This window comes from Microbacterium sp. NPDC055442, assembly GCF_053644215.1.
Genome location: NZ_JBSHLF010000003.1, coordinates 56,115 through 80,829 on the forward strand (window position 1 = coordinate 56,115; position 24,715 = coordinate 80,829).

The 24,715-nt window shown below is 69.6% G+C and carries 12 protein-coding genes; 4 read left to right on the top strand and 8 right to left on the bottom strand.

All coding sequences use genetic code 11. From position 1 onward, the window contains the following. Positions 1–37 precede the first annotated feature (37 nt). From ACWIBS_RS07570 to ACWIBS_RS07585, 4 genes are all read right to left on the bottom strand, one after another. Positions 38–6,112, bottom strand: a complete 6,075-nt coding sequence (locus ACWIBS_RS07570) for an Ig-like domain-containing protein (protein ID WP_376128301.1) — start codon at positions 6,110–6,112, stop codon at positions 38–40. 97 nt (positions 6,113–6,209) lie between these two features. Next, entirely contained in the window at positions 6,210–12,257 is a 6,048-nt protein-coding gene (locus tag ACWIBS_RS07575) for an Ig-like domain-containing protein (RefSeq protein WP_376128303.1), read from the bottom strand. 128 nt (positions 12,258–12,385) lie between these two features. Beyond that, positions 12,386–14,731, bottom strand: coding sequence for an ATP-binding cassette domain-containing protein (locus ACWIBS_RS07580; RefSeq protein WP_376128304.1), 2,346 nt, complete (start codon positions 14,729–14,731; stop codon positions 12,386–12,388). Between the two features lie 354 nt (positions 14,732–15,085). After that, complete coding sequence (locus ACWIBS_RS07585) at positions 15,086–15,661, bottom strand: DNA-3-methyladenine glycosylase I (RefSeq protein WP_376128306.1); 576 nt, start codon at positions 15,659–15,661, stop codon at positions 15,086–15,088. A gap of 84 nt (positions 15,662–15,745) precedes the next feature. Here ACWIBS_RS07585 and ACWIBS_RS07590 point away from each other — a divergent pair, with 84 nt between their 5' ends. After that, positions 15,746–17,104, top strand: a complete 1,359-nt coding sequence (locus tag ACWIBS_RS07590; RefSeq protein ID WP_454136734.1) for a DUF222 domain-containing protein — start codon at positions 15,746–15,748, stop codon at positions 17,102–17,104. 39 nt (positions 17,105–17,143) lie between these two features. Here ACWIBS_RS07590 and ACWIBS_RS07595 read toward each other — a convergent pair whose 3' ends face one another. Continuing rightward, positions 17,144–18,115 (bottom strand): epimerase, encoded by a 972-nt coding sequence (locus ACWIBS_RS07595; RefSeq protein ID WP_376131478.1) that lies wholly within the window; start codon positions 18,113–18,115, stop codon positions 17,144–17,146. A 53-nt stretch (positions 18,116–18,168) separates the two neighbouring features. On the opposite strand from ACWIBS_RS07595, the gene ACWIBS_RS07600 reads away from it, so the two are divergent. Further along, complete coding sequence (locus tag ACWIBS_RS07600; RefSeq protein WP_376131475.1) at positions 18,169–18,798, top strand: DUF4166 domain-containing protein; 630 nt, start codon at positions 18,169–18,171, stop codon at positions 18,796–18,798. Further along, entirely contained in the window at positions 18,795–19,460 is a 666-nt protein-coding gene (locus tag ACWIBS_RS07605; RefSeq protein WP_376131473.1) for a TetR/AcrR family transcriptional regulator, read from the top strand. The genes ACWIBS_RS07600 and ACWIBS_RS07605 overlap by 4 nt, the downstream gene beginning before the upstream one ends. Here the strand turns inward: ACWIBS_RS07605 and ACWIBS_RS07610 are convergent, their stop codons facing one another. Then, positions 19,461–21,572: an acyl-CoA dehydrogenase family protein gene (locus tag ACWIBS_RS07610; RefSeq protein WP_376131470.1), complete on the bottom strand. Its 2,112-nt coding sequence runs from the start codon at positions 21,570–21,572 to the stop codon at positions 19,461–19,463. It lies immediately after the preceding gene. Between the two features lie 220 nt (positions 21,573–21,792). Between ACWIBS_RS07610 and ACWIBS_RS07615 the strand changes: the two genes are divergently transcribed. Beyond that, positions 21,793–21,939, top strand: coding sequence for a hypothetical protein (locus tag ACWIBS_RS07615; protein ID WP_376131467.1), 147 nt, complete (start codon positions 21,793–21,795; stop codon positions 21,937–21,939). Between the two features lie 172 nt (positions 21,940–22,111). On the opposite strand, the gene recQ is transcribed toward ACWIBS_RS07615, so the two are convergent. Further along, positions 22,112–24,118, bottom strand: a complete 2,007-nt coding sequence (recQ, locus tag ACWIBS_RS07620; RefSeq protein ID WP_376129964.1) for a DNA helicase RecQ — start codon at positions 24,116–24,118, stop codon at positions 22,112–22,114. Positions 24,119–24,171: 53 nt separating this feature from the next. Beyond that, complete coding sequence (locus ACWIBS_RS07625; RefSeq protein ID WP_376129967.1) at positions 24,172–24,708, bottom strand: DUF1697 domain-containing protein; 537 nt, start codon at positions 24,706–24,708, stop codon at positions 24,172–24,174. Positions 24,709–24,715: the final 7 nt, after the last annotated feature.

Sequence of the window (24,715 nt, forward strand, 5' to 3'; positions counted from 1 at the left end):
TTTCTCTCGAAGATGCGGGCGTATGGAGCGATCGGGGTCACCAGTTCGCGCGTGCGGCGTCGCCCCAGCCCACGATCGTGATCCACGCCTGGGTTCCGGACAGTCCACCGAAGTGGCACGTGAACTCCTTCGAACCGTTCGCGGGGAGGTACACGTTGGGGTAGCGCGCGAACGCCGTGCCGCCGTTGGTGTGGTTGCAGACGATGTCGTAGTTCCCGGCCGGGAAGTTCTTCACCGTCACGCCGATCTGGTGGCAGTACTGAGACGTGCAGGTCGGACTGTTGGTCCGGATGCCCTTGTACGTCTGCGCAGACGCCTGCGGCGGCGCGGAGGTCGTCGCCGACTTCGATGCGACGGCCGAGACCTGACCCTCTGTGTCGTAGGCCCGTACCTGGATCGTGCCCGTGTAACTGTGACCGTGGTCGCGCGATTCGCTTCCGGAGCGGCCGACGTTCTTCCAGGCTTCGCCGTTGATCTTGATCTGCATGACCTGGATCGTGCGGCCGTTGTCTGCCGGAGCAGACCACGAGTAGGTGATCGTCGTGCCGCTGGCCGTCGCCCCCGCGCCCGGAGTGTTGACCGGGCCGTACGGGCGTGCGGCGCTCGCGGAGGACGCCGCCGGGCCGTCGTATCTGACGCCGTCGATCGTCGTGTAGCCGCGCACCTGCACGGTGTAGGCGGAGTTGTTCGAGATCCCCGCCGTGATCGTGCGGCCGTCCCAATCGCTGCGCCAGCCGCCTCCGACGTTGTACTCGTAGGCGATCTCGCCGGCGCGCGCGCCGTTGCCCGGTGCGGCGCCGTACGTCACAACGATGCGGCTGTTCGCGGCGGGAGTCGTCGCCTGCACGTTCGTCGGCGCACCGAGCTGCGTGAACCCGCGGCGCGGCGCCGACGCGGCGCTGGCCGCACCCCAGCCGGCCTTGTTGTGCGCCTCGACCGTGAAGGTGTAGTCGGTCTCGGATGCCGCCACGACGATCGCCTGCGCCGTCACGCTGCCGGGGATGTTCGTGACCGTGTTGACGACCGAACCCCCACGGAGGACGTTGACGCGGTACTGGTCGATCGTGTCGCCGTTGTTGGCGGGAGGCTGCCAGGCGACCTGCATCTGCGCCTGGGTGCCGACCGGCGCCAGGCGCGCCGTCGTCGGTGCTCCGGCAGCCGCCGGGGGTGCCGCCGGCACCATGGGTGCCGAGTAGACACTCCAGCTCGACGGGTCGGGCGCACGGTTGTGCGCCCGCACGCGCACCTGATAGTTCGTGCCGTTCTCGAGACCGTCCCACGTCAGCGACGTGCCGGTCACGCCCGTCTTCTGCGTGATGCCCGACGGCGGGGCCGGCGAGATCTCGAGCGTGAACGACTCGACGGGGGATCCCGGGGTCGTCGGCGTGACCCAGGCCACCTGCAGGCTCCGATCCCCGAAGACCAGCGTCGGGGGCTGCGGGGTGTCGGGCCGCGCGTCGGGGCGGGCCGTCTCTGACGGTGCCGACGGGTCCGAATCGCCCACGCGGTTGGTCGCGACGACCGTGAAGTTGTATTCGACGTTGTTCGTCAAGCCGTCCAGGGTGCACGTCGTGGCGGCGCACGCCTTGGTGTAGTTGCCGGTGACCGACTCGACCGTGTAGGTCGTGATGTCGGCGCCGTTGTTGGGCGGCGGGCTCCAGGACAGCACGACCGTGCGATCCTGCACGCTCGACACGGTGGGGGTGCCCGGCGCGTCGGGCCGGCCCTGCACCGTGAGACGGATGCGGCCCTCGACCTCACGATCGACGTCGGCGGTGGCATCCTGCACGCGATAGCGCACGACCATCGTTCCGAAGAAGTCGCCGTTCGGCGTGACGCGCACCTGATCGCCCGCGACATCGACCGTGCCGGCCCCGGTCTCGACGATCGCCGTCGTGACCTTGAGCGGGGTGTCGGGGAACGGGTTGAAGTCGTTCGCGAGCACGGGCACCGTCACGGTCTTGCCCTGGTGCGCTTCGGGGATCGTGTCGTCGTTGGCGGTCGGCAGCGGACGCGTCGACGCCGTCACGCGCGCCGTCACGCTGCCCTCGATCGGCTCGGTCTCGCCGTCGGCGATGCGGATCGCGAGGGTCACGGTCGTGCCCTTGGCCGTGCCGGCCGACGCGCTCACCAGGAGGCTGCCGCCGTCGATCGAGGCCGAGAACCCCAACGGAGCACCGCCGACGAGCTGATAGCGCATGCGCTCGAGGTCACCGCTGTCGGGGTCCGTCGTGAGCGCACGCAGGTCGAGCGTCGCGGCATCCTCACCCGGAGCCACGTCCATCTGGCCGTTCGTGAACGAGGGCTGCTGATTGTCGGGCGGCAGGACCGTGATGGGGAGCGTCAGCATCGCCTTGATGCCGGCCGGGTCATCGGGCCCCGTGCCGTCCGTCACCTCGAAGGTGATGGCATCCGGACCGAAGTAGCCGTCTCTCGACGTGTAGACCAGCGTCGTCTGGTCCTTCACGAGGTTCGCGCCGTTCGCGTTCGACGCCTGCACCTTCGCCGCCTCGGTGATGACGACCCGCTTGCCCGCCGCCGCACGCACGTGCTCGGCGAGCGGGATCTCGACCGTCTCGCCGCTGACCACCTCGATGCCCTGCACCGTCGTGAGCACGGGCGGAATCGTCGTGAGGCCGGGGACGAAGACGAACGCCGACGCCGTCAGGCGATCCTGATCGGTGATCGTGTAGGTCAGCAGCTGCGCCTCGTCGGTGAGCGTCACCCGCAGCGTGTCGCCGCCGACGACCCGCGCCGTCGCGGCGTCGGTCGTGACCGTCAGGCCGTCCTTCGTGCCGTCGGGGTCCTCGTCGTTCGCGAGCACCTCGACGTCGACCGTCTCGCCGTCGATGTCTTCGGGGCGGATCCGGTCGTCGCGGGCGATGGGACGCTGCAGCGGCACGTCTTCGGCGACCGTGATCTGCAGGACCGCCATCGCCTCGGCACCGCGCGCGTCGCGGATCGTGTACTGCACGCTCGTCTCGACCGGCACGGGCGGCGACGTCACGACGACGCGCTCCCCCTGGACGACGGCCTTGAGCCCTTCGATGTCCGGCACGACGAGACCGTCGCGGACGAGGCCGAACTGATCCCCGTCGGGATCGGAGTCGTTCGCCGTCACGGGAACGGCGACCGAGCGATCGGGGCGCATGATGACGGAGTCCTTCACGGCATACGGCGCCTGGTTCGACGCCTCCGCCGGGGCGATGCCGACACGGATGGGTGCCGTCGCCTCCTTGCCGAGCCGGTCGCGCACGCGATACGTGAACGAGTCGAGGCCCGCCGATTCGTTGAAGGCCTCGTAGGTCAGGTAGTTGGGGCCGACCTCGACGATGCGTCCCTTCTTGGGCGCGCTCGCGACGCCGACGAGCTCGACCGAGTCGCCGTCGGGATCGATGCCGTCCAGCGGAATCGCGATTCTCACCTGGGAGCCGTTGAGCACGCGGGCGGTCAGGTCACGCGGCCGCGGAGCCGTGTTCGTCTCCTCGTTGACCGGCAGGATCTGGATCGTGACGTAGCCGGCGTCCTTCTGTCCCGTGCTGTCGTAGACCTCGTACGTCGCGTACGCCGTGCCGGGCTCGTCGCCGGCGCGGAAGCGCAGGGTGTCTTCGGAGACGAAGATCTCACCGTCGGCGGGGTCGATGAACGGCGGGATCAGGTCGGGCGAGACGTGGATCGTGTCACCGTTGGGGTGGTAGTCGTTGTCGAGCACGGGGATCGTCACGATGTCGCCGGCACGCACGATGACCTCGTCGTCGTTCGCGACGGGAGGCCGCAGCTGCGACGGGGCCGGCACGGGGATGACGACGACCTCGCCCTCCGCGGAGCGGGCGCCGTTGGAGATCCGGTACGAGATGCGCACCTGCTCGCCGAGCGCGGATTGGTCGGTGATGCGCAGGGTCTCGTGGTTGAGGACCGACACCGCGATGCCGCTGTTGGGCTCGACCGTGACGGACTGCACGACGAGGATGCCGCCGGCGGGGTCGCTGTCGTTCGCGAGCACATTGACGAGCACGTCGCCGCCGCTGGGCAGCAGAGCGACATCGCGCACCGCGATCGGGTCGCGCTCGAGATCGGCGTCGTCGAGCACATCGACGCGCACGAGGCCGGGCACGCCGTTGGCGCCGGCCGACGCGAGGTACTGCACGTAATAGGTCTTGGCGATGTCCGACGTGAACGAGAAGGTCTTGTTGGCGAAGTCCGGCACGATCGTCGCGCCGGCGACCTCGTCGACACGCGTCAGGCGCAACGGCTCACGGCTCGAGCTCGTGTCGTTCGCGAGCGGTGAGACGGTCACCGTCTGGCCGGCGCGGACGACGACGTGGTCGGCGTTGGTGACGGGGATGGTCGAGCCGACGGGGCGCACGTCGAAGCGCACGACGCCCTCGGCGACCTTGTCGCCGTCGGACACGACGATCGGGACGTCCTTGCGGCCCTGCGTGCCACCGACCGCGCGATAGGTGATCCGTCCGTCCGACGTGAAGTCGGCCTCATCGCCCTCCGAGGGCGCGACCGCCGAGAGGAAGACGTCGTCACCGTCGGGGTCGATCCAGTCGGGCAGCACGTTGTACGACACCGTGCCGCCGGATTCGACCGTGACGGAGGTGATCCGCTTCTGCACGGGAGCCGCGTTGACGTCCCAGCCGTGCACCGTGAGCCGCGCCGTCGCGGTATCCGTGCCGCCGCGGCCGTCATCGACCTGATAGACGAAGGCATCCGACCCGGTCGCCTCTTCCGGCACGGCGATCTGCAGCCCGGCGCCGTTGTTGACCGGCTGCACCGCGCCCAGACCCGGGTCGCCGTCGGGCAGCGTCACCGTGAGCACGTCGCCGTCGGGGTCGCTGTCGTTGTCGAGCACGGGAAGCACCGTCGTGCGGCCCGGACGCACACCGAAGTCATCGTCGGTGGCGATCGGCGGCGTGTTCTCCTCCGTGCGCTCGGGAAGCGTCGTCTCGACCGACTCCTCCGTCGTCTGCTCGTCCTCTTCCTCGGACTCGCTCTCGGGCGGAGTCACATCGTTCCAGTTGTCGACGCGCTGCAGACTGTCGCTGGCCATCCACGCCGCGCCTCCGACGATGTCGTTGAGCACGATCACGTCGCGGTTCACGCGGAAACGCAGCACGGTCGCAGCATCCGCCCCCTCGATCTCCGTCGTGAGATCGTTGTCGGTCCCGATGCAGTCGCGGGCGAACACCGCCGAGCCCGACCACGCACCGTACGTGCAGCCCCGCAGCTGCACCGGCGCCGCCGGGGTGCCCTGCGCGCCGGACGACGTCGCCGTCGGCTCCGACCCGTCCAGCGGCACCCGCACCAGCGACGACGACGTCGCCACGACCACCGCGTCGGTCGCGACCGACGGCTCCTGCAGCACACCCGTGTCGCCGCGCTCGATCTCGGTGGACTGGCCCGTCGAGGTGTGCACGGTGCCGGATGCCGCATCCAGGACGACCGCGATCTCACCCACCGCCGTGATACTGACCTCGCTCGTCTCGTCGACGCCGGCGATCTCGCGGTGCTCCGGATCGAGAGCCGCGCCGTCGGGGTCGACGGGGACGGTCACGAGTTCGCCCGTCGTGCGCGATACGGCGTACGCCGTGCCGTCGGCGCCCACCGTCACGGCAGCACCCGCGCCGAGCGACGCGATCGGGTCCGTGCCCTGCAGCTCGAAGGAGCCTGCCGCGGCAGCCGGCACGACCCACAGGTCGCCCGACGGCCGGTCGAGGACCGCGACGGTGGGTCCGCCCAGTTCGACCTGTGCGTCACCGGGCACCTTCGCCGCCGTCGTGAGCGCCACCATCGCGGGGTCGACGGTCGTCAGCGTCGCGTCGGTGCCGTTGTGCACGAGCACCGTGTCGCCGGATTGGAGGACGTCGTAGTCGTCGCTCGTCGTGCGCAGGGCGCCGTCGAGCACGCGGGACTCGTGGTTGAAGTGGCCGACGAGCAGGCTCGACTGCTTCGTCACCCACACACCGCCGTCGTGCAGATCGACCTCGGTCGTCGGAAGCCCCTCGTGGAAGAAGGCCATCGTCGTGAGCGCCACCGCCGACACCGTGACGACAGCCCCCGACGCGAGTGCTTTCGGGCGCGCCCGCAGCCAAGCGAACGACTTCATGAAATCGGCCTCCCCCGGGGCGCGGTGCGTGAAGCGATCACGAACAACTCGAACAGCCTAACCCTCGCCGCACCGGTCGGCTCCGGGCCGGCGGCCGTCAGCATGCCGGCATCCCCGACGCGCTGCCGCTCACGCCCTTGCGGCTCATGTACACGCCACGCCCGGAAAGCCAGTACCAGATCGTGTCGCCCTCGACCGCCCAGCCGGTCAAGTCGCGGAAGCACGTCGCGGTCTGCGGGCCGTCGCTCGCGCGCAGCCAGTACGAGGAGCAGTTGCCGTTGGTGAACCGGCTGTAGTTGAAGTCGGGCTGCACGCACGTGCCGTTCGGCGGCGGTGTGATGGACCAGGTCGTCGGCGGGGGCGGGTTGTTGGTCCGGGCACTCGCCGAGACGACCGCCGACCATTGGCCCGCGGCATCCCGCGAACGCACCTGGATCGAATGCGTCTGCTGGTAGCCGTTGCCGTGGGTCTCCGACCCGCTGGCGGCGACATCACGCCATCCGCCGTTGTTCACGCTGATCTGGGTCACCGCGATCGCACGCCCGTTCGGTGCGGGGGCCGACCAGTTGACGCGCACCGAGGTGCCCAGGTTCTGCGCGGACACCCCGGGGTTGTTCACGGGACCGTACGGTGCGGCCTGTGCGGGCGCCGACGCGGGGGGACCGTCGTAGCGGACGCCGTCGATCGTCGTGTAGCCGCGCACCTGCACCGTGTAACTGGAGTTGTTCGAGATGCCGGCCGTGATGATGCGGCCGTCCCAATCGCTGCGCCAGCCACCTCCGACGTTGTATTCGTAGGCGATCTCGCCGGCCCGCGCGCCGTTGCCGGCGGCGGCGCCGTAGTCGACCACGATGCGGCTGTCGGCGGCGGGGGTCGTCGCCTGCACGTTCGTCGGCGCTCCGAGCTGCGTGAACCCGCGGCGCGGAGCCGATGCGGGACTGACCGCGCCCCAGCCGGCCTTGTTGTGCGCCTCGACCGTGAAGGTGTAATCGGTCTCGGATGCCGCCATCACGACCGCCTGCGACCGGGCGCTGCCGGGGATGCTGGTGACCGTGCTGACGACCGATCCGCCGCGGATGACGTTGAGCCGGTACTGGTCGATCGCGTCGCCGTTCGCCGCGGGCGGCTCCCACGCCACCTGCATCTGCGCCTGCCCGCCGACCGGGTCCAGGCGGGAGGTCGTCGGCGCGGCAGCGGCCGAGGGCGGGGCCGCGGGCACCATGCCGGCCGAGAACGCGCTCCAGCTCGACGGGTCGGGCGCACGGTTGTGGGCGCGCACGCGCACCTGGTAGTTCGTGCCGTTCTCGAGACCTTCCCACGTCGTGGAGGTGCCGGTGAGGCCCGTCTTCTGCGTGATCCCCGACGGCGGGGCCGGTGAGATCTCGAGCGTGAACGACTCGACGGGTGACCCCGGCGTCGACGGCGTCACCCACGACACCTGCAGGCTGCGGTCGCCGAAGACGAGCGCCGGGGGGTTCGGAGTGTCGGGGCGGGCATCCGGTCGCGCCGTCGCCGATGTCGGAGACGCATCGGATGTGCCGACCCGGTTCACCGCGACGACCGTGAAGTTGTACTCGACATTGTTGGTGAGGCGGTCCAGCGTGCACGTCGTCGCCGTGCAGTCCTTCGTGTAGTCGCCCGCGGTCGAGGTGACCACGTACTTCTCGATCTCGGCGCCGTTGTTGGGCGGCGGGCTCCACGACAGCACGACCGTGCGATCCTGCACGCTCGACACGGTGGGCGTACCCGGCGCATCAGGGCGACCCTGCACCGTCAGGCGGATGCGACCGTCGACCTCGCGATCGGCATCCTTCGTCGCATCCTGAATCCGGTACCGCACGACCATCGTGCCGAAGAAGTCGGCATCGGGCGTGACGCGCACCTGATCGCCCGCGATCTCGGACCGACCGGAACCCGTCTCGAGCGTCACCGTCGTGACCGTGAGCGTCTGATCGGGGAACGGGTTGAAATCGTTCGCCAGCACGGGAACGCTGACCGTCTTGCCCTGGTGCGCCTCGGGCACGGTGTCGTCGTTCGCCGTGGCGAGCGGGCGCGTGGATGCCGTGACCCTGACGCTCACGGCGCCTTCGATCGGCTCCGTCTCGCCGTCCGTGATGCGGATCTTCAGCGTCGCGCCCGATCCCTTGGGGGTGCCGGCGCTCGCGCCGACCGCGAGGGTGCCGCCGTCGATCCGGGCGGTGTAGCCGCTCGGCGCACCGCCCACGAGCGTGAACTGGAGTTTGTCCGCGTCGCCGGGATCGGGATCGGTCGTGAGGGCGGCGAGATCGAGCGACGCCGGATCCTCGCCGGGTGCGACATCGATCTGCCCGTTGACGAACGTGGGCTGCTGATTCTCCGGCGGGAGGACCGTGATGGGGATCGTGAGCAGCGCCTTGATGCCCTTCGGGTCGTCGGGGCCGGTGCCGGTGGTGACCTCGAAGCTGATCGCGTCCTGTCCGAAGTAGCGGTCGGCCGATGTGTAGACGAGCGTCGTCTGGTCCTTCACGAGGGATGCACCGTTCGAGTGCCCGGCCGACACCTTGGCCGCCTCGGTGATCACGACCTTGCTCCCGTCCGACGTGCGCACGTGATCGGCGAGGAGGATCTCGATCGTCTCGCCGCTGCCGACCTCGACGGCTCCCGTGTCGATGATCGTCGGGGGCAGCGTGCCGAGGGCGGGCACGAAGATGAAAGCGGATGCCGAGAGCCCGTCGGCATCGGTGATGGTGTAGCTGAGCAGCTGGCGCTCGTCGGCGAGGGTCACACGCACCCGGCCGTCGGCCAGGACACGCGCTGCACCCGCGTCGACCTCGACCGTCAGCGCATCCTTCGTGCCGTCCGGGTCCTCGTCGTTGTCGAGCACCGCGAGATCGACGGTGCCGCCGTCGATCTTCTCCGTGGGGACGCGGTCGTCGCGCGCGATGGGCCGCGAGAGCGGAACGTCCTCGTCGACGGTGATCTGCAGGACGGCGGTCGCCTCGGCACCGCGGGCGTCTCGGATCTTGTACTGGATCGACGTTTCGATCGGTTCGTCGGGCGAGGTGACGACGACACGCTGACCCTGGACCGTCGCGGTGAGGCCCGGCACGTCGGGGACCACGAGGCCGTCGCGGACGAGGCTGAACGGATCACCGTCGGGATCGGAGTCGTTCGCGGTCACCGGCACGGCGACCGAGCGACCGGGTCGCATGATGATCGAGTCCTTGACGGCGTACGGCGCCTGGTTCACCGCCTCGGCGGGCGCGATGCCCACCCGGACGGGAGCCGTGGCCTCTTTGCCGAGCCAGTCGCGCACGCGGTACGCGAACGAATCGAGACCCGCCGCGTCTCCGAACGCCTCGTACATGATGTAGTCGGCGCCCACCTCGACGATGCGGCCCTTGCCGGGCGCCGAGGCGAGGCCGACGAGTTCGACCGAGTCGCCGTCGGGGTCGATGCCGTCCAGCGGCACCGCGATCTTCACTCTCGCGCCGTTGAGGACGCGGGCCGTGAGGTCGCGCGGCCGGGGAGCGGTGTTCGTCTCCTCGTTCACCGGGAGGATCTGGATCGTGACGTATCCGGCATCCTTCTGTCCCGTCGAATCGACGGCCTCGTACGTGGCGTAGACCGTCTTGGGTTCGTCGCCGGCGTGGAAGCGGAGCGTGTCCTCGGTGACGAACATCTCGCCGTCGGCGGGATCGACCAGCGGTGCCACGAGGTCGGGGGCGACGCGCAGCCTGTCGCCGTTCGGGTGGTAGTCGTTGTCGAGCACGGGGATCGTGACGACGTCGCCCGCGCGCACGATCACCTGATCGTCGTTTGCGACCGGGGGGCGCAGCTGCTCCGGCGCGGGCACCGGGATGACGATGACCTCACCCTCCGCCGTCTTCGCGCCGTTCGAGATGCGGTACGAGATGCGCACCTGCTGCGCCAGTGCCGCCTGATCGGTGATCCGCAACGTCTCGTGGTTGAGCACGGATACGGCGATGCCGCTGTCCGGTTCGACCGTCACCGACTGCACGACGAGGATTCCGCCCGCGGGGTCGGAGTCGTTCGCGAGCACGTTCACGAGCACATCACCGCCGCTGGGCAGCAGCGCGATGTCACGCACCGCGACGGGCGCACGGTCGGTGTCGGCCTCGTCGAGCACGTCGATGCGCACGATCCCCGGAACCCCGTTGGCACCCGCCGACGCGAGGTACTGCACGTAGTAGGTGTCCGGGATGTCGGAGGTGAACGAGAACGTCTTGTTGGCGAAGTCCGGGATCACCGTCGCGTTCTTCACCTCGTCGACACGCGTCAAGCGCAACGGCTCACGGCTCGAGCTCGTGTCGTTCACGAGAGGGGCGACCGTCGCCGTCTGGCCCGCCCGCACGACGACGTGATCGGCGTTGGTCACCGGCACGGTCGAGCCGACGGGGCGCACGTCGAACCGGACGATGCCCTCGGCGACCTTGTCGCCATCAGAGACGAGCACGACGACGTCCTTGCGCCCCTGCGTGCCGCCGACCGCGCGGTAGGTGATCCGGCCGTCCGAGGTGAAGTCCGCTTCATCGCCCTCCGCGGGCGTCGCGAGGGCGAGGTACACATCGTCGCCGTCGGGGTCGATCCAGTCGGGCAGCACGTTGTACGACACGGTGCCGCCGGACTCGACGGTCACCGCCGTGATCCGCTTCTGCACGGGGGCCGCGTTGACGTCCCACCCGTGGACGCTCAGCCGCGCCGTCGCGGTGGCTGTCCCCCCGCGACCGTCATCGACCCGATACGTGAAGGAGTCCCCGCCGGTCGCATCCTCGGGCACGGCGATCTGCAGACCGGCGCCGTTGTTGACCGGCTGCACGGTTCCGAGCGCCGGGTCGCCTTCGGGCAGGGTGACGGTCAGCACATCACCGTCGGCGTCGCTGTCGTTGTCGAGCACCGGCAGCACGGTGGTGCGACCGGGTCGCACTCCGAAGTCGTCGTCGTTCGCGACCGGCGGAGTATTGACGTCGGTTCGCTCGGGCAGCGTCGTCTCGACCGACTCCTCCGTGGTCTCTTCGTTGTCTTCCTCGTCGCTCTCGGGCGGCGTCACTTCGTTCCAGTTGTCGACCCTCTGCAGGCTGGCGCTCGCCATCCATGCAGCGCCGCCGACGATGTCGTTGAGCACGACAACGTCGCGGTTCGTGCGGAACCGCAGCACCGCCGTGTCCTCCAGGCCGTCGATGTCGGCCTGGAGGTCGTGCTCCTCGCCGACGCAGTCGCGCACGAACGCGCCCGAACCACCCCACGCCCCGTACGCGCAGCCTTCCATGTGAACGGGCGCGGCAGGGGCGCCCGCGGTCGTCGTGACGACCGTCGGTGCGGCGCCGTCGAACGGGACGCGGACGAGCGCTGACCTGGTCGCCACCGTCACGGCATCCGTCGCTGCGGACGGATGCTGCAGCACCGCGGTGTCGCCGTCGTCGAGAACCGTGCTCCGGCCGGCGGACGTGAAGATCGTGCCGGAGGCGGTGTCGAGCACGACGGCGGTCGTGCCGACGGCCGTGACGCTCGCGGTGCTGGTGGTGTCGATGCCGTCGAGGGCGGAGCGCTGCGGGTCGCCGGGCGTGCCCTGCGGGTCGACCGGGATCGTCACGAGCTCAGAGGTCTCGACCGAGACGCCGTAGACGGTGCCGTCGACACCGACCGTCGACGCGGCGCCCTTGCCGAGTGAGACGGTCGGGTCCGTGCCCTGCACCTTGAACGCACCCACGCCCTTCGCCGGCACGACCCACAGATCGCCCGAGGCCGGGTCGAGGATCGAGACGGTCGGGCCGCCGAGTGCCGTCTGCGCCCCGGCGGGCAGCGGTGCGGAGTCTGCGAGCACGACCATCGCGGGGTCGATCGTCGTCAGGGTCGCATCCGTGTCGTTGACGAGGAAGACGGTGTCGCCGGACTGCAGCACGTCGTAGTCGCTCGTCGTCGTGCGCAGACCGCCGTCCAGCACCTGGGACTCGTGATTGATGTGGCCGACCAGCAGGCTCGATTGCTTCGTGACCCAGACCCCGCCGTCGTGCAGGTCGACTTCGGTCGTCGGAAAGCCCTGGTAGACGAAGGCCATCGTCGTGAGGGCGACCGCCGACGCCGTCACGACACCGGCCGACGCGAAAGCGCGCGGACGCGCGCGCAGCCACGCGACCGACTTCATGGAATGGGCCTCCCCCGAGGGCACTGCCGACGCGATGCATCGGGTCGCTCGCAGACGAGTGACCGGATCAGCCTAACCGGGGGTTTTCCGAGCCGGGAATCGCGGACATGGGGATGATTCCCCATCGGTCACCGCGCGACGTACTCCTTCAAGTGCCGCGCGGTGAGGGTGTCACCGGATGCCACGAGGTCGGCCGGCGTGCCCTCGAAGACGATTCGACCGCCGTCGTGACCTGCTCCCGGCCCGATGTCGATGATCCAGTCGGCGTGCGCCATGACCGCCTGGTGGTGTTCGATGACGATGACCGAGTTGCCCGCCTCGACGAGCCGGTCGAGCATCCCCAGCATGTTGTCGACGTCGGCGAGGTGCAGGCCCGTCGTCGGTTCGTCGAGCACGTAGACGGCCCCCTTCTTCGCCATCGAGATGGCGAGCTTGAGTCGCTGCCGCTCTCCGCCCGAGAGCGTGTTGAGCGCCTGACCGAGCGTGATGTAGCCGAGGCCCACGTCGATGAGGCGTGCGAGCACCGTGTGCGCCGGTCCCTTCGTGAAGAACTCCGCCGCCTCGGATGCCGACATCGCGAGCACTTCGGCGATGTTCTTGCCGTCCAGCCGATACTCCAGCACGTCGTCGCTGAAGCCCGTGCCGTCGCACAGCTCGCACAGCGTCTCGACGCTCTGCGTGAAGCCGAGCGTCGTGATGATGACGCCGAGTCCCTTGCACGCGGGGCACGCGCCCTGCGAGTTGGCGCTGAACAGGGCCGGCTTGACGCCGTTCGCCTTCGCGAACGCCGAGCGGATCGTGTCGAGCAGGCCCGTGTACGTCGCGGGGCTCGAGCGGCGTGAGCCCTTGATGGGCGCCTGGTCGACCACGACGACGTCGTCGAAGGCGGGGAGGTTGCCGTGGATGAGCGAGGACTTGCCGGAGCCGGCGACACCCGTGACGACGGTGAGGATCCCGAGCGGCACGTCGACGTCGACGTTCTTCAGGTTGTGCTGCGCCGCCCCGCGCACCTCGAGCGCACCGGTCGGCGTGCGCACCGCGTCCTTGAGCCGTGCCCTGTGGTCGAGATGGCGTCCCGTGATCGTGTCCGAGGCGCGGAGCCCCGCGACGTCTCCCGTGTACCGGATCTCGCCGCCGGCGCGGCCGGCGCCGGGACCGAGGTCGACGACGTGGTCGGCGATCTCGATCACCTCGGGCTTGTGCTCGACGACGAGCACCGTGTTGCCCTTGTCGCGCAGCTGCCGGAGCAGATCGTTCATGCGCTGGATGTCGTGAGGGTGCAGGCCCGCGGTCGGCTCGTCGAAGACGTAGGTGATGTCGGTGAGCGATGACCCGAGGTGGCGGATCATCTTGGTGCGCTGCGCCTCTCCGCCCGACAGCGTCCCCGACGCGCGGTCGAGCGAGAGGTACCCGAGTCCGATCTCGACGAAGGAGTCGATCGTGCTGCGCAGACCCTCCATGAGCGGCGCGACCTCGGGATCGTCGACCGTGCGCAGCCAGGCAGCGAGATCCGTGATCTGCATCGCCGCGGCATCCGCGATGCTGATCCCGCGGATCTTGGACGAGCGCGCCCCGTCGTTGAGGCGCGTCCCGCCGCATGCCGGACACGGCATGAACTTCACGGCGCGCTCGACGAACGCGCGGATGTGCGGCTGCAGCGCGTCACGGTCCTTCTGCAGCATCGACTTCGTGATCTTCGGGACGAGTCCCTCGTAGGTCACGTTGATGCCGGACATCTTGACCTTGGTCGGCTCCTTGTAGAGGAAGTCCTGCAGCTCCTGTTCGGTGTAGTCGGCGATCGGCTTCGTCGGATCCAGGAGCCCGGACTCGGTGTACCCCTTCACCATCCATCCGTCGACGTTGTATCCCGGGATCGTGATGGCGCCGTCGGCGAGCGATTTCGTGCGGTCGAAGAGCTCGTCGAGATCGACGTCGCTCGCCTCGCCGAGACCCTCGCAGGCAGGGCACATGCCGCCCGTGATCTCGAACGACCTGCGCTCCTTGATGCGCTTGCCCGCCTTCTCGATCGTCACGGCGCCCGCGCCGGAGACCGAGGGGACGTTGAACGAGAATGCCTGGGGCGGGCCGACGTGCGGCTGGCCCAGCCGGCTGAAGAGGATCCGCAGCATCGCCTGCGCGTCGGTGGCCGTGCCGACGGTCGAGCGCGAGTTCGCACCCATGCGTTCCTGATCGACGATGATCGCGGGGCTGATGTTCTCGAGCGCATCCACGTCGGGGCGGTTCAGCTGCCCCATGAACTGCTGCACGAAGGTCGGGTAGGTCTCGTTGATGAGGCGCTGCGATTCGTTCGCGATCGTGGCGAACACGAGCGACGATTTGCCCGAGCCGCTCACGCCCGTGAAGACCGTGAGGCGGCGTTTGGGAATGTCGACGCTGACATCTTTGAGGTTGTTCTCGCGTGCTCCCGTGACGCGGATGACTTCGTGCGAATCGGCGACGTGCTTGTCGGACATGGTCCCCCTCGAGTCGGCTACATTGTGCCGCACACCCCGGACACTCCGCGTCCTCATTCGTGCGGGTCGGCCGTGCGGGTCGACCGTGCGGGTCGGCCGTGCGGGACGGCCCGTGGTCGGCCGTACGGGTCCGGCCCGCGACCGCCGCACGGCTCCGGCCCGCGACCGCCGCACGGGTCCGGCCCGCGCCCGCCATACGGCTCCGGCCCGCGCCCGCCGCGTGGGTCCGCGCCCGCGCCCACCCGTGGGTCCGCGCCCGCCGCGTGGGTTCGACCACGTGACCGCGAGACTGCAACGGCACGACGAGACTGCGGGGTTTACCCACGGTCTCGGCGTGCGGATGCGGTCTCGCTGTCAGGGGAGAGCGCGCCAGCAGCCGATGACGTGGTCGTCGACCATGCCGGCGGACTGCATGAGTGCGTACATCGTCGTCGGGCCGACGAACCGGAAGCCGCGACGGCGCAGCTCCTTGCTCAGCGCCGTCGACTCGGCGGTGATCGCGGGAACGTCGGCGAGGGAGTCGGGACGCGTGCCCGGCTCGGGCGCGAAGGACCACATCAGCGCGTCGAGTTCACCGGCATCCATCTCGCTCACGATCCGCGCGTTCGAGATCGTGGCCTCGATCTTGGCGCGATTGCGGATGATGCCCGCATCGGCCATGAGCCGTTCGACGTCGCGCTCATCGAACTGCGCGACGGCCGCCGGATCGAACCCGGCGAAGACCTCGCGAAACCTCGGCCGCTTGCGCAAGATCGTGATCCACGACAGCCCTGCCTGGAATCCCTCGAGCGCCATCTTCTCGAACAAGCGCCGGTCGCCGTGCAGGGGCACGCCCCATTCTTCGTCGTGGTAGCGCGCGTACTCGGCGTCCGCACCGACCCACGCGCACCGAGCACGGCCGTCGACTCCCGTCATCGTGTCGGCTGTCATCGTTCGACTCTACGATGCCTCTGTTCGCACTTCCTTTCGAGTGAACCCTTCCCTGTATCGTAGCTTTGTACTACACTTGGGGGCATGGCGGAGGACCCGTATCCCGAAGAAGTGACACCGGTGCGCCTGCCTGCGGAAGAGATCTTGGGTCATCTTCTGGATGCTGCGCTGGCCGACCATATGGACGCGAATCGTCGTCTGGCTCTTCGTGCGGGTCGTATCGTCGAGGCGATCGATACCGCGGTGCGGCACCCGTACGTGTACACGTCGGTCGAGGGCCGGGCGGGGTCGAATCTGGCCGAGCGTGCCGTGATCGTCGATATCGCGTTGCGGCTGCAGCTGTCCGAGCGGGCGGTGCAGGATGTGGCCCGGCTGGTCCGTGACGCGCGTACCCGGTTGCCGATGCTGTGGCAGCGTGCCGAAGAGGGCTTCCTCTCGCTCTCGCTCGTGGAGTCCGCCGTCACCGGCGCCGCCCGCCTGCTCCCCCCGTTCGGAGCCTCCGATGACGAACGCGCCGTCTCCGCGGCGGCGCTGCGCGAACTGGACTCCCGGGCCGAGGAATGGGCGGTCACCGTCACACCGGCCGGGTTCCGGTCCCGCCTGGCCCGCCTGCTGGACACCCTCGATGCCCGCACCGCTGACGCCCGGCACACCGCGGCGCTGCGGGATCGCAAGGTCCTGGTCGAACACGTCGGCGACGGCATGGCATGGGTATCCGCCCTGGTGCCCTCGATCGATGCGATCGCGATCAAACGCCGCCTGACAGCGACCGCGAAGCACCTGGCCAAAGACACCCGCGAAACCCGATCCCGCGACCAGATCCGCGCCGACCTGCTCTCCGCCTGGGCCCGCGGCACCGGCACCCCCACCGCCGTCAAAACCAAAGTGTTCGTCACCATCCCCGCCACCCTCCTCGCCAGTGGCAGCCAGGCGAACGGCGTCGAGCAGGCCGATGCTGGCGCGGGCGACGGTGATCAGGCCGGTGTCGGCGCCGGCACGGGTGCCGGCGTGGATGTCCGCGCGGGTCTCGGTGAGAGCGCCACCATCGTCGGACACGGGCCCCTGTCACCCCTCGCGGCGAAACAGATCTTCCTCGACACCAACGCCTTCCACCGGATCATCACCGACCCGATCTCCGGCGTCATCCTCGACATGGACCGCCGCACCTACCGACCCACCACCGCCCAACGCGACTGGCTCACCCTCCAACACGGCACCTGCGCCCGCGACGGCTGCACCCGCCTCGCCCTCGACGCCGACATCGACCACACCACCCCCTGGGCACACGGCGGACCCACCAACATCCGCCAACTCCGCCCCCTCTGCCCACCCGACCACACCCACCGACATCACACCAAGCTCGCCTACCGCACCCGCGACAACGGCACCGTCGAAGTCACCACACCCACCGGATTCACCTCCACCGAACCCCCACCCTTCTGACGGCAACGAACAGCGACACCAGCGAGAGACCCAGCGGGATCACGGGCGAGACAGCGACACCCGAAGAGCCCCTTCGAGATCGACGTGCGCGAACCCGAAGCCCGCGCGAAGCAAACGCTCCGGCGTCACCCACCGGCTCTTGAGCACGAGTTCGGGCTCGGTTCGCAGCACCCACATCGCCGGCTCGAGCATCCACCGTGGGATCGGCATGCCGAACGGCACCCCCACGACACGGCGCAGGGTCGCCATCAGCTCACGGTTGTCCGACGCGATCGGACTGGCGAGATTGACCACGCCGTCGATGTCGTCATGGTCACGCAAGAACCGGACCGCGCCGACGACATCGTCGATGTGGATCCAGCTGAAGCGCTGCCGTCCGCGCGTGTCATGGTGCGGAGCACGCCCGTCGCCGCTCGGCGTAGGACCGATGCCCCGGTAGCGACGATGCTGCGGCCACCACCCATCGAGGTGCGGGCCACCGAGTCCCACGCGCGCAAGAGTCGCCAGCATCCGCGTCGCGGGCCCGTCTCCCAGCACGATCGCCATGCGCAGCGCCACGCGCCTTGTCTGGGGAAGATCGCCCGCGAAGAACTCCCGTTCCCAGTCCCGCGCGACGTCGACCGAGAAGCCCGAGCCCAGAGCACCGTCGGCCTCTGCGTTCGGCCGATCCATCGTGTGGCGGTAGATCGTCGCCGTCGAGGCGTTGAACCACACATGCGGCGGCCGGACGGCAGCCGCGACGGCCTCACGAAGCGCGCGCGTCGTGGCGATGCGCGACCGGTAGACCTCATCGCGGTTCGCGTCGACGTACCGGCAGTCGACCGACTTGCCGGCGAGGTTGATCAGGACATCGGCGCCGTCGACGAGACGTGCGATCGCGGCGTCGTCCCCCCACGTGACGGCGGCCGTCCTCCCCATCGTGTCGACACGGTACCCGTCGGCCGCGAATGCTTCCGCGACGCGCTCACCGACGAATCCCGTCGCACCCGCAATGACGACACGAGGCTGCATCCTGATCGCCTTCCGCATAACTGAACATGTTCAGATTACGCTAACCTGAGGCCGTGGCGACACCATCGATCTACCAGCAGGCGCTCGGATCGCGGTTCTCCCAGCTCGATCCGGGTCTGCACGCGTACTTCGGTGCGATCCCGACGGGCACGGCAGGTGTCGGTAGCGGCATATATTCCGTCGCCGGATCGCGCATCGCGTGGCTGCGCCCCGTCTTCGCGATGATGGCGTGGCGCGGCATCCTCTTCCCCGATTTCGTCCGCGATGTGCCCTTCACGGTCGTGAACATCGCTGAGCCCGATGGCTCGCTGAGCGCGACGCGCACCTTCGACTTTCCCCGCCGCACCCGCCGCACCCGCCGCATGTGCGACCGCATGACCGCCGACGGCGAGCGACTCCGCGACCGACTGGGTCGCCGCGGCGGACTCGAAGTCACCCTCGGCATCCGCGTCGTCGACGGCGAACTCCACCTGTCGTCCGAACGGCTCGCGCTCCACCTCCGGCGTCTGCGCATCCCGCTCCCCCACTGGGCGCGCGTCAGCGTCCGGGAGCGCTGGGCCGGCGGCATCCAGCATGTCGATGTGAGAATTCGGATGCCGCTCCTCGGCGACGTCTTCCGCTACGCCGGGTCCTTCACCTTCGCGCACGTGCCCCTGACCGATCCCGAGAGGATGCCGCGATGACCGCACCCACACAGAAGAGCGAGCGCACGCGCGCGCTGCTCAGCGAGATCGCGCTGCGCTCTTTCCGCGAGCGTGGGTACGACGCCACGACGATCCGGCTCATCGCGAACGAGGCCGGCGTCTCGGTCGGCACGACCAACTACCACTTCTCCAACAAGAACGGCCTCGTGCAGGAGCTCTACCTCGAGGTGCAACGCGAGCACGAAGCGGCGGCTCGCCCCCTCTTGGCCGATGAGGACGACCTCGTCGCGCGCCTCGCCATCGTCTACCGCACGGGGCTCGCGGTACTCGAGCCGTATCACGCGTCTGCGCCGGAGTTCCTCTCGGCCGCCGTGTCGCCGAAGGCGTCGATCAACCCCCTGTCCGAGGAGTCCCGGCCATCGCGCGAAGTCGTCGTGGGGCTGTTCCGCGACGCGCTCGTCGGCGCACGTCGCAGACTCCCCACCGATCTCGAAGAGCGCCTGCCCGAAGCGCTCCTGCTCGCGCACCTGCTGCTGACCCTGTTCTGGGTCTACGACTCCACACCGACCCGGCAGCGCACCGAGCGTCTGCTCGAACACGGGCTTCGCCTGCTGCGCCTCTCGCTCCCGCTGCTGCGCGTGCGCGCGCTTCGGGCACCGCTGCGCGGCATGCTCGAGGTCATCGCCGACGTTCGGGCGTGACTACTTCTTCTTCTTCTTGAGCGACTTCTCGGAGACCGACGCCGCCCCCGAAGCCTTCAGCGCGGCGTAATAGTCGCGGGCCTCGTCCTGACGCTCGCGCTCGGCACCCGACGCGATCGGGGCCCGCACGTGCTCGGGCTCGAGCCCGTACGCCTCGACGAGATCCTGCGCGTGCGGACGCAACCGCGCCGCCAGCCGGTCGATGTACCGAGAGACGGATGCTGCGCGCTGAGCCGACAGCCGACCGTTGATCAGATACCACGCGAGGTGCTTCTCGATCAGGTGCATCCCGAACAGGTCGCGCAGCCACGTGAGCACCTGTTGCGTCGACGTGTCGGTCAGCTCGTTGATGCCATCGGTGAAGGCCTCCCACTGCAGCAGCTCACCGTGCGCGCGCGCCGCCTCGATGAGCGCGGCCTGGTTCTGGTTGAACAGGTCGGCCGCTTCGGGGGCCGGGAGCTTCGACGCCGGACGCAGACGCCCCGCGACATCGGCGACCATCTGCTGAACGCGACCCGCGAGCAGCTCGTGCTGCTGATCGGCGCGCAGTCCCAATTCGACGGACCGCGCCGTCGAACCGAAGTCGGCGACGGCCTGCCCGAACTGACGCAGGCCCGCCCCGTGGAAGACCTTGCCCGCCGTCTGCCCGACGGCGAAACGGGCGAGAGCCGCGGCATCCTTGTTCTTGAACTGCTTGGCGTAATCGGACAGCAGACGCTTGCCGACGAGCTGCAGCAGCACGTTGTTGTCACCCTCGAACGTCGCATAGACGTCGAGATCCTGGTGCAGGTTCACCATGCGGTTCTCGGCGAGGTAGCCGGCGCCGCCGCAGGCTTCGCGCGCCTCCTGCACGGTCGAGAGGGCGTTCCACGTCGACAGCGGCTTGAGAGCGGCGGCGAGCGTTTCGAGATCTTCGCGCTCGTCCGGGGTGTCGTTGCGGCCCGAGAAGACGCTGTCGAACTTTCGCAGCAGCTCATCGTGCGCGAAGAACTGCGCGTAGTTCTGGGCGAGCAGCGGCAGCAGGCGGCGCTGGTGCTTGCCGTAGTCGAGCAGCACGACCTCGTCGGTGCCGCTGCCCGAGTCGAACTGGCGGCGCTGGTTTCCGTAGGTGATCGCGATCGTGAGCGCGAGCGCCGTCGCGGTGGTCGCCGCGCCGTCGAGCGAGACGCGTCCTTGCACGAGGGCGCCGAGCATCGTGAAGAAGCGGCGGCCGGGGCTCGCGATGTCGCTCGAGTAGCTGCCGTCGGCCGCCACGTCGCCGTAGCGGTTGAGCAGGTTCTCGCGCGGGATGCGCACGTGATCGAAGTGCAGGCGGCCGTTGTCGATGCCGTTGAGGCCGCCCTTGACGCCGTCGTCTTCTCCGCCGATGCCCGGCAGGAAGCCGCCCTCGTCATCGCGCAGCGGCACGAAGAAGCAGTGCACGCCGTAGTTGACGCCGCCCGTGATGAGCTGCGCGAAGACCGTCGCGGCCTTGCCGTGCAGGGCGGCGTTGCCGAGGTAGTCCTTCCAGGCGCCGCGGAACGGCGTGTGGATGACGAACTCCTCGGCCTCGGGGTCGTACGTCGCCGTCGTGCCGATCGCGGCGACGTCGGAACCGTGCCCCGTCTCGGTCATCGCGAACGCGCCCGGGATCTCGAGGTTCATGGCGCCTTCGAGCCACAGGTCGTGGTGCTTCTTCGTGCCGAGCTGGTGGATCGCCGACCCGAACAGCCCCCACTGCACGCCCGCCTTGATCTGCAGGCTCGGGTCGGCGAGCACGAGCTCTTCGAAGCCCGAGATGTTCGCGCCGTTGTCGGCGTTGCCGCCGTACTCCTCGGGGTATGCCCGACCGGATGCACCGTTGTCGACCAGCAGGTGCAGCTGGGTGAGCACGCGCTCGCGGTGCTCGGCCATGGGCATGCCGGGGATCTGCCAGAACACGGGGTCCTTGATCATGGCGCGGGCGGTGCGGCGGGTGTCGGCCCAGGTGCCCAGCAGCAGATCGGTGACCGCCGACGTGTCGATGCGCGGTTCGGACGCCTCGGCCGCCGTGTGCGCGGCGGTCGGCGCGCCGCCGGCAGGCGTGCGCTTGCTCGTGGCGGGCTTCGTGGACCGGACGACGGCATCAGCCATGGAGTATCACCTCTCGTGCAGCAGCAAAATCTCTCTCAACCGTAGAACTTCCACAAGTGAGAGCCAACCCCATTGGCGGGATGCCACAACTCGAGGTTCGGACGCCGTCCAGGCCGGTTGTGCGGTCCCGACAGCACGACCCACCCGGCGAGAGCAACCCCCTGCCGTGCTGCCCCGGTCGCGCGCATCGTTGCAGCATCGCTCGAGGAGGGAGCATCCGATGAATCGCGACACCGAGAAGCCGTCGCAAGCCGAAGGCGAAGACCCCGACCGCCCCGACCAGGGTCGAGCCGAGCCGACCGGCCGCCCGTCGCAGGCCGAGGGTGAGGACCCCGACCGTCCCGACCGTCAGACCCCCCGCGATTGACCGCGAGACTGCAACCGGCGGCCGAGACTGCGGGTGAAACCCACGTTCTCGGCGTGCCGTTGCAGTCTCGCGGTCATGGTGGGACCCGGGCGCGCGCCGCGGCCGCCGGCGCGCGCGGAGGGCGACGCGCGCGGCAAGCGCGACGCGTGCAGCGAGCGCGACGCGGCCGGCGTCAGGCGCCGGCGACGACGGCGAGCACGGCGTCGCCGTAGGCCTCGCGCTTCTTCGCGCCGATGCCGGTGATGCCGTCGAGGTCGGCGAGCGCAGCGGGACGACGCTCGGCGAGCGCGCGCAGGGTCGCGTCGCCGAACACGATGTAGGCCGGAACCCCGAGCTCCTTCGATACGCCCGCACGCCAGGCACGCAGCGCCTCGAACAGGTCGCGGTCGCCTTCGGCGACGTCGACGGGCGCCGAGCTCTTGCGCAGCCGCGCGGGTGCGGCGCCGCGACCGAGCACATCGCGACGCAGCGGCACGGGCGCCTCGCCGCGCAGCACGCCCGACGCGGGCTCACCGAGCGCGAGCGTGCCGTACTCGCCGCGAGCCACGAGGATGCCGCGTGCGAGCAGCTGGCGGACGACGCTGCGCCAGTCCTGGTCTGACAGGTCGGCGCCCAGGCCGTAGGTCGACAGGGCGTCGTGCCCCTGCTGGCGGATGCGATCGGTCGATGCGCCGCGCAGGATGTCGATCAGATGCCCGGCGCCGTAGGCCTGACCGCGCTCGCGCTGCAGCCGCACGATCGTCGACAGCAGCTTCTGGGCGGGGATGAGTCCGTCCCACGTGTCGGGCGCTTCGAGGCACGTGTCGCAGTTGCCGCACGGAGCGGAGTCTTCACCGAAGTATCCGAGAAGATTCTGCCGGCGGCATCCGACCGTCTCGCACAGCGCGAGCATCGCGTCGAGGTGCTGACCGAGCCGCATCTTGAACGCACGATCGCCGGGGCTCTGATCGATGAGGCGCCGCTGCTGCACGACATCGCCGAGCCCGTAGGCCATCCAGACGATGGATGCCGCTCCATCACGGCCCGCGCGGCCCGTCTCCTGGTAGTACCCCTCGACCGACTTCGGCAGGTCGATGTGCGCGACGAACCGGACGTCGGGCTTGTCGATCCCCATGCCGAAGGCGATCGTCGCGACCATGACGACGCCGTCGTCGCGCAGGAAGCGGGACTGGTTCGCCGCGCGCACCTCGGCCGGCAGCCCCGCGTGGTAGGGCAGCGCGTCGATGCCCTGCGTCTGCAGGAACTCAGCCATCTGCTCGACCGACTTGCGGCTCAGGGCATAGACGATGCCCGCCGGCTGCGACTCGTCGGCGCCCGCGCCGAGAGACCGGATGAAGGCGACCAGCTGACGCCGCGGGTCGACCTTGGCCTCGATCCGGTACTGGATGTTGGGGCGGTCGAAGCTCGCGACGAAGTGCTGTGCCTCGGGCAGGTGCAGTCGCTGCGTCAGCTCGCGGTGCGTCTCGCGGGTGGCCGTCGCCGTCAGCGCCATGCGCGGCACACCGGGGAATCGCTCGTGGAGGTCGCCCAGCGCGAGGTAATCGGGCCGGAAGTCGTGCCCCCACTGCGACACGCAGTGCGCCTCGTCGATCGCGATCACGCTCAGTCGCCCGCGCTGCAGCAGCTTCGTCGTGGCCGGCCCCGACAGGCGCTCGGGCGCGACGTAGAGCAGGTCGAGCTCGCCCGCGAGATACGCCCGCTCGACCGCCGCACGCTCGGCCGGCGCCTGCGTCGAATTGAGATAGGCCGCGCGCACGCCGTTGGCCACGAGCGCGTCGACCTGGTCGTGCATGAGCGCGATGAGGGGACTCACGACGAGCCCCGTGCCCGGCCGCACCAGCGCGGGCACCTGGTAGGTGATGCTCTTGCCGGCGCCCGTGGGCATCAGCACGACGGCGTCGCCTCCCCCGACGACGTGCTCGACGATCCCGCCCTGGTCGCCGCGGAACGCGTCGTAGCCGAAGACCTCCTTGAGGACGACCCCGGGGTCGGTGCCCGTGAAATCCCGCCGCGACGTGCCGGCGAAGGGGTCGGCGAAGGGCACGTCGAGCCCGTACGGGGGTTCGTCGCCGTCGGGCGGCGGGGCGAACTCGTCGGGATCCCACGCGAGGTCGGCGTAGGGATCGGTGGCCGCGTCCGCCGTCGCGAACGACGCGGCGGGCTCGGCTTCGCGGGACATCCTTCCAGCGTAGCCATGGCCGCCGACGCCCGGCCCCGCCTGTGGAAGGGGACTCAGCACCACTTCGCCGCGATGGCCGCGACGACGGTGGCGTTGCGGGTCGTGCTGACGCCCAGCAGCTTCGCGGCGCGCAGCGCCGGCACGTCGGCGTCTTCGTAGCCCGGCACGAGCAGCGCGTGCACGGCACGCCCACGCACGTAGACGCTCCCCGCCTCCGTCGACGTCGCCTCGATGTCGGCCGCCACCGCCGGCTGCGGCGCAGACCTCATCAGCGAGACGTAGTGGCGGATCGCGCGCGGGTGGGCGGCGGCCAGCTCGGCGGCATCCGTCGCGATGCCGGCGAACTCGGTCGGCCGGAACGCGATCGTGGGCACCTCGAATCCGCGATCGGCGAGAAAGGCCCGCTCGAGGGTCTGCTCGATGCGCGCGAGCGAGCGCATCGACGTCGTGAACCGCACGTTTCCGGTGTTGATGTGGGTCTCGGCGTCGTCGAAACCGGCATCCGTGACGACCCGGCTGATGTCGGCTTTGGAGAACTTGCGCGTGGGGCCGAGATTGATGGCCCTCAGGAACCCGAAGTATGCGGCCATGCCGTTA

Bases quoted from the DNA above. Each gene is read 5' to 3' on its own strand.
- ACWIBS_RS07570 (WP_376128301.1), bottom strand. From the start codon at position 6,112: ATGAAGTCGTTCGCTTGGCTGCGGGCGCGCCCGAAAGCACTCGCGTCG.
- ACWIBS_RS07575 (WP_376128303.1), bottom strand. From the start codon at position 12,257: ATGAAGTCGGTCGCGTGGCTGCGCGCGCGTCCGCGCGCTTTCGCGTCG.
- ACWIBS_RS07580 (WP_376128304.1), bottom strand. From the start codon at position 14,731: ATGTCCGACAAGCACGTCGCCGATTCGCACGAAGTCATCCGCGTCACG.
- ACWIBS_RS07585 (WP_376128306.1), bottom strand. From the start codon at position 15,661: ATGACAGCCGACACGATGACGGGAGTCGACGGCCGTGCTCGGTGCGCG.
- ACWIBS_RS07590 (WP_454136734.1), top strand. From the start codon at position 15,746: ATGGCGGAGGACCCGTATCCCGAAGAAGTGACACCGGTGCGCCTGCCT.
- ACWIBS_RS07595 (WP_376131478.1), bottom strand. From the start codon at position 18,115: ATGCAGCCTCGTGTCGTCATTGCGGGTGCGACGGGATTCGTCGGTGAG.
- ACWIBS_RS07605 (WP_376131473.1), top strand. From the start codon at position 18,795: ATGACCGCACCCACACAGAAGAGCGAGCGCACGCGCGCGCTGCTCAGC.
- ACWIBS_RS07610 (WP_376131470.1), bottom strand. From the start codon at position 21,572: ATGGCTGATGCCGTCGTCCGGTCCACGAAGCCCGCCACGAGCAAGCGC.
- ACWIBS_RS07615 (WP_376131467.1), top strand. From the start codon at position 21,793: ATGAATCGCGACACCGAGAAGCCGTCGCAAGCCGAAGGCGAAGACCCC.
- recQ (WP_376129964.1), bottom strand. From the start codon at position 24,118: ATGTCCCGCGAAGCCGAGCCCGCCGCGTCGTTCGCGACGGCGGACGCG.
- ACWIBS_RS07625 (WP_376129967.1), bottom strand. From the start codon at position 24,708: ATGGCCGCATACTTCGGGTTCCTGAGGGCCATCAATCTCGGCCCCACG.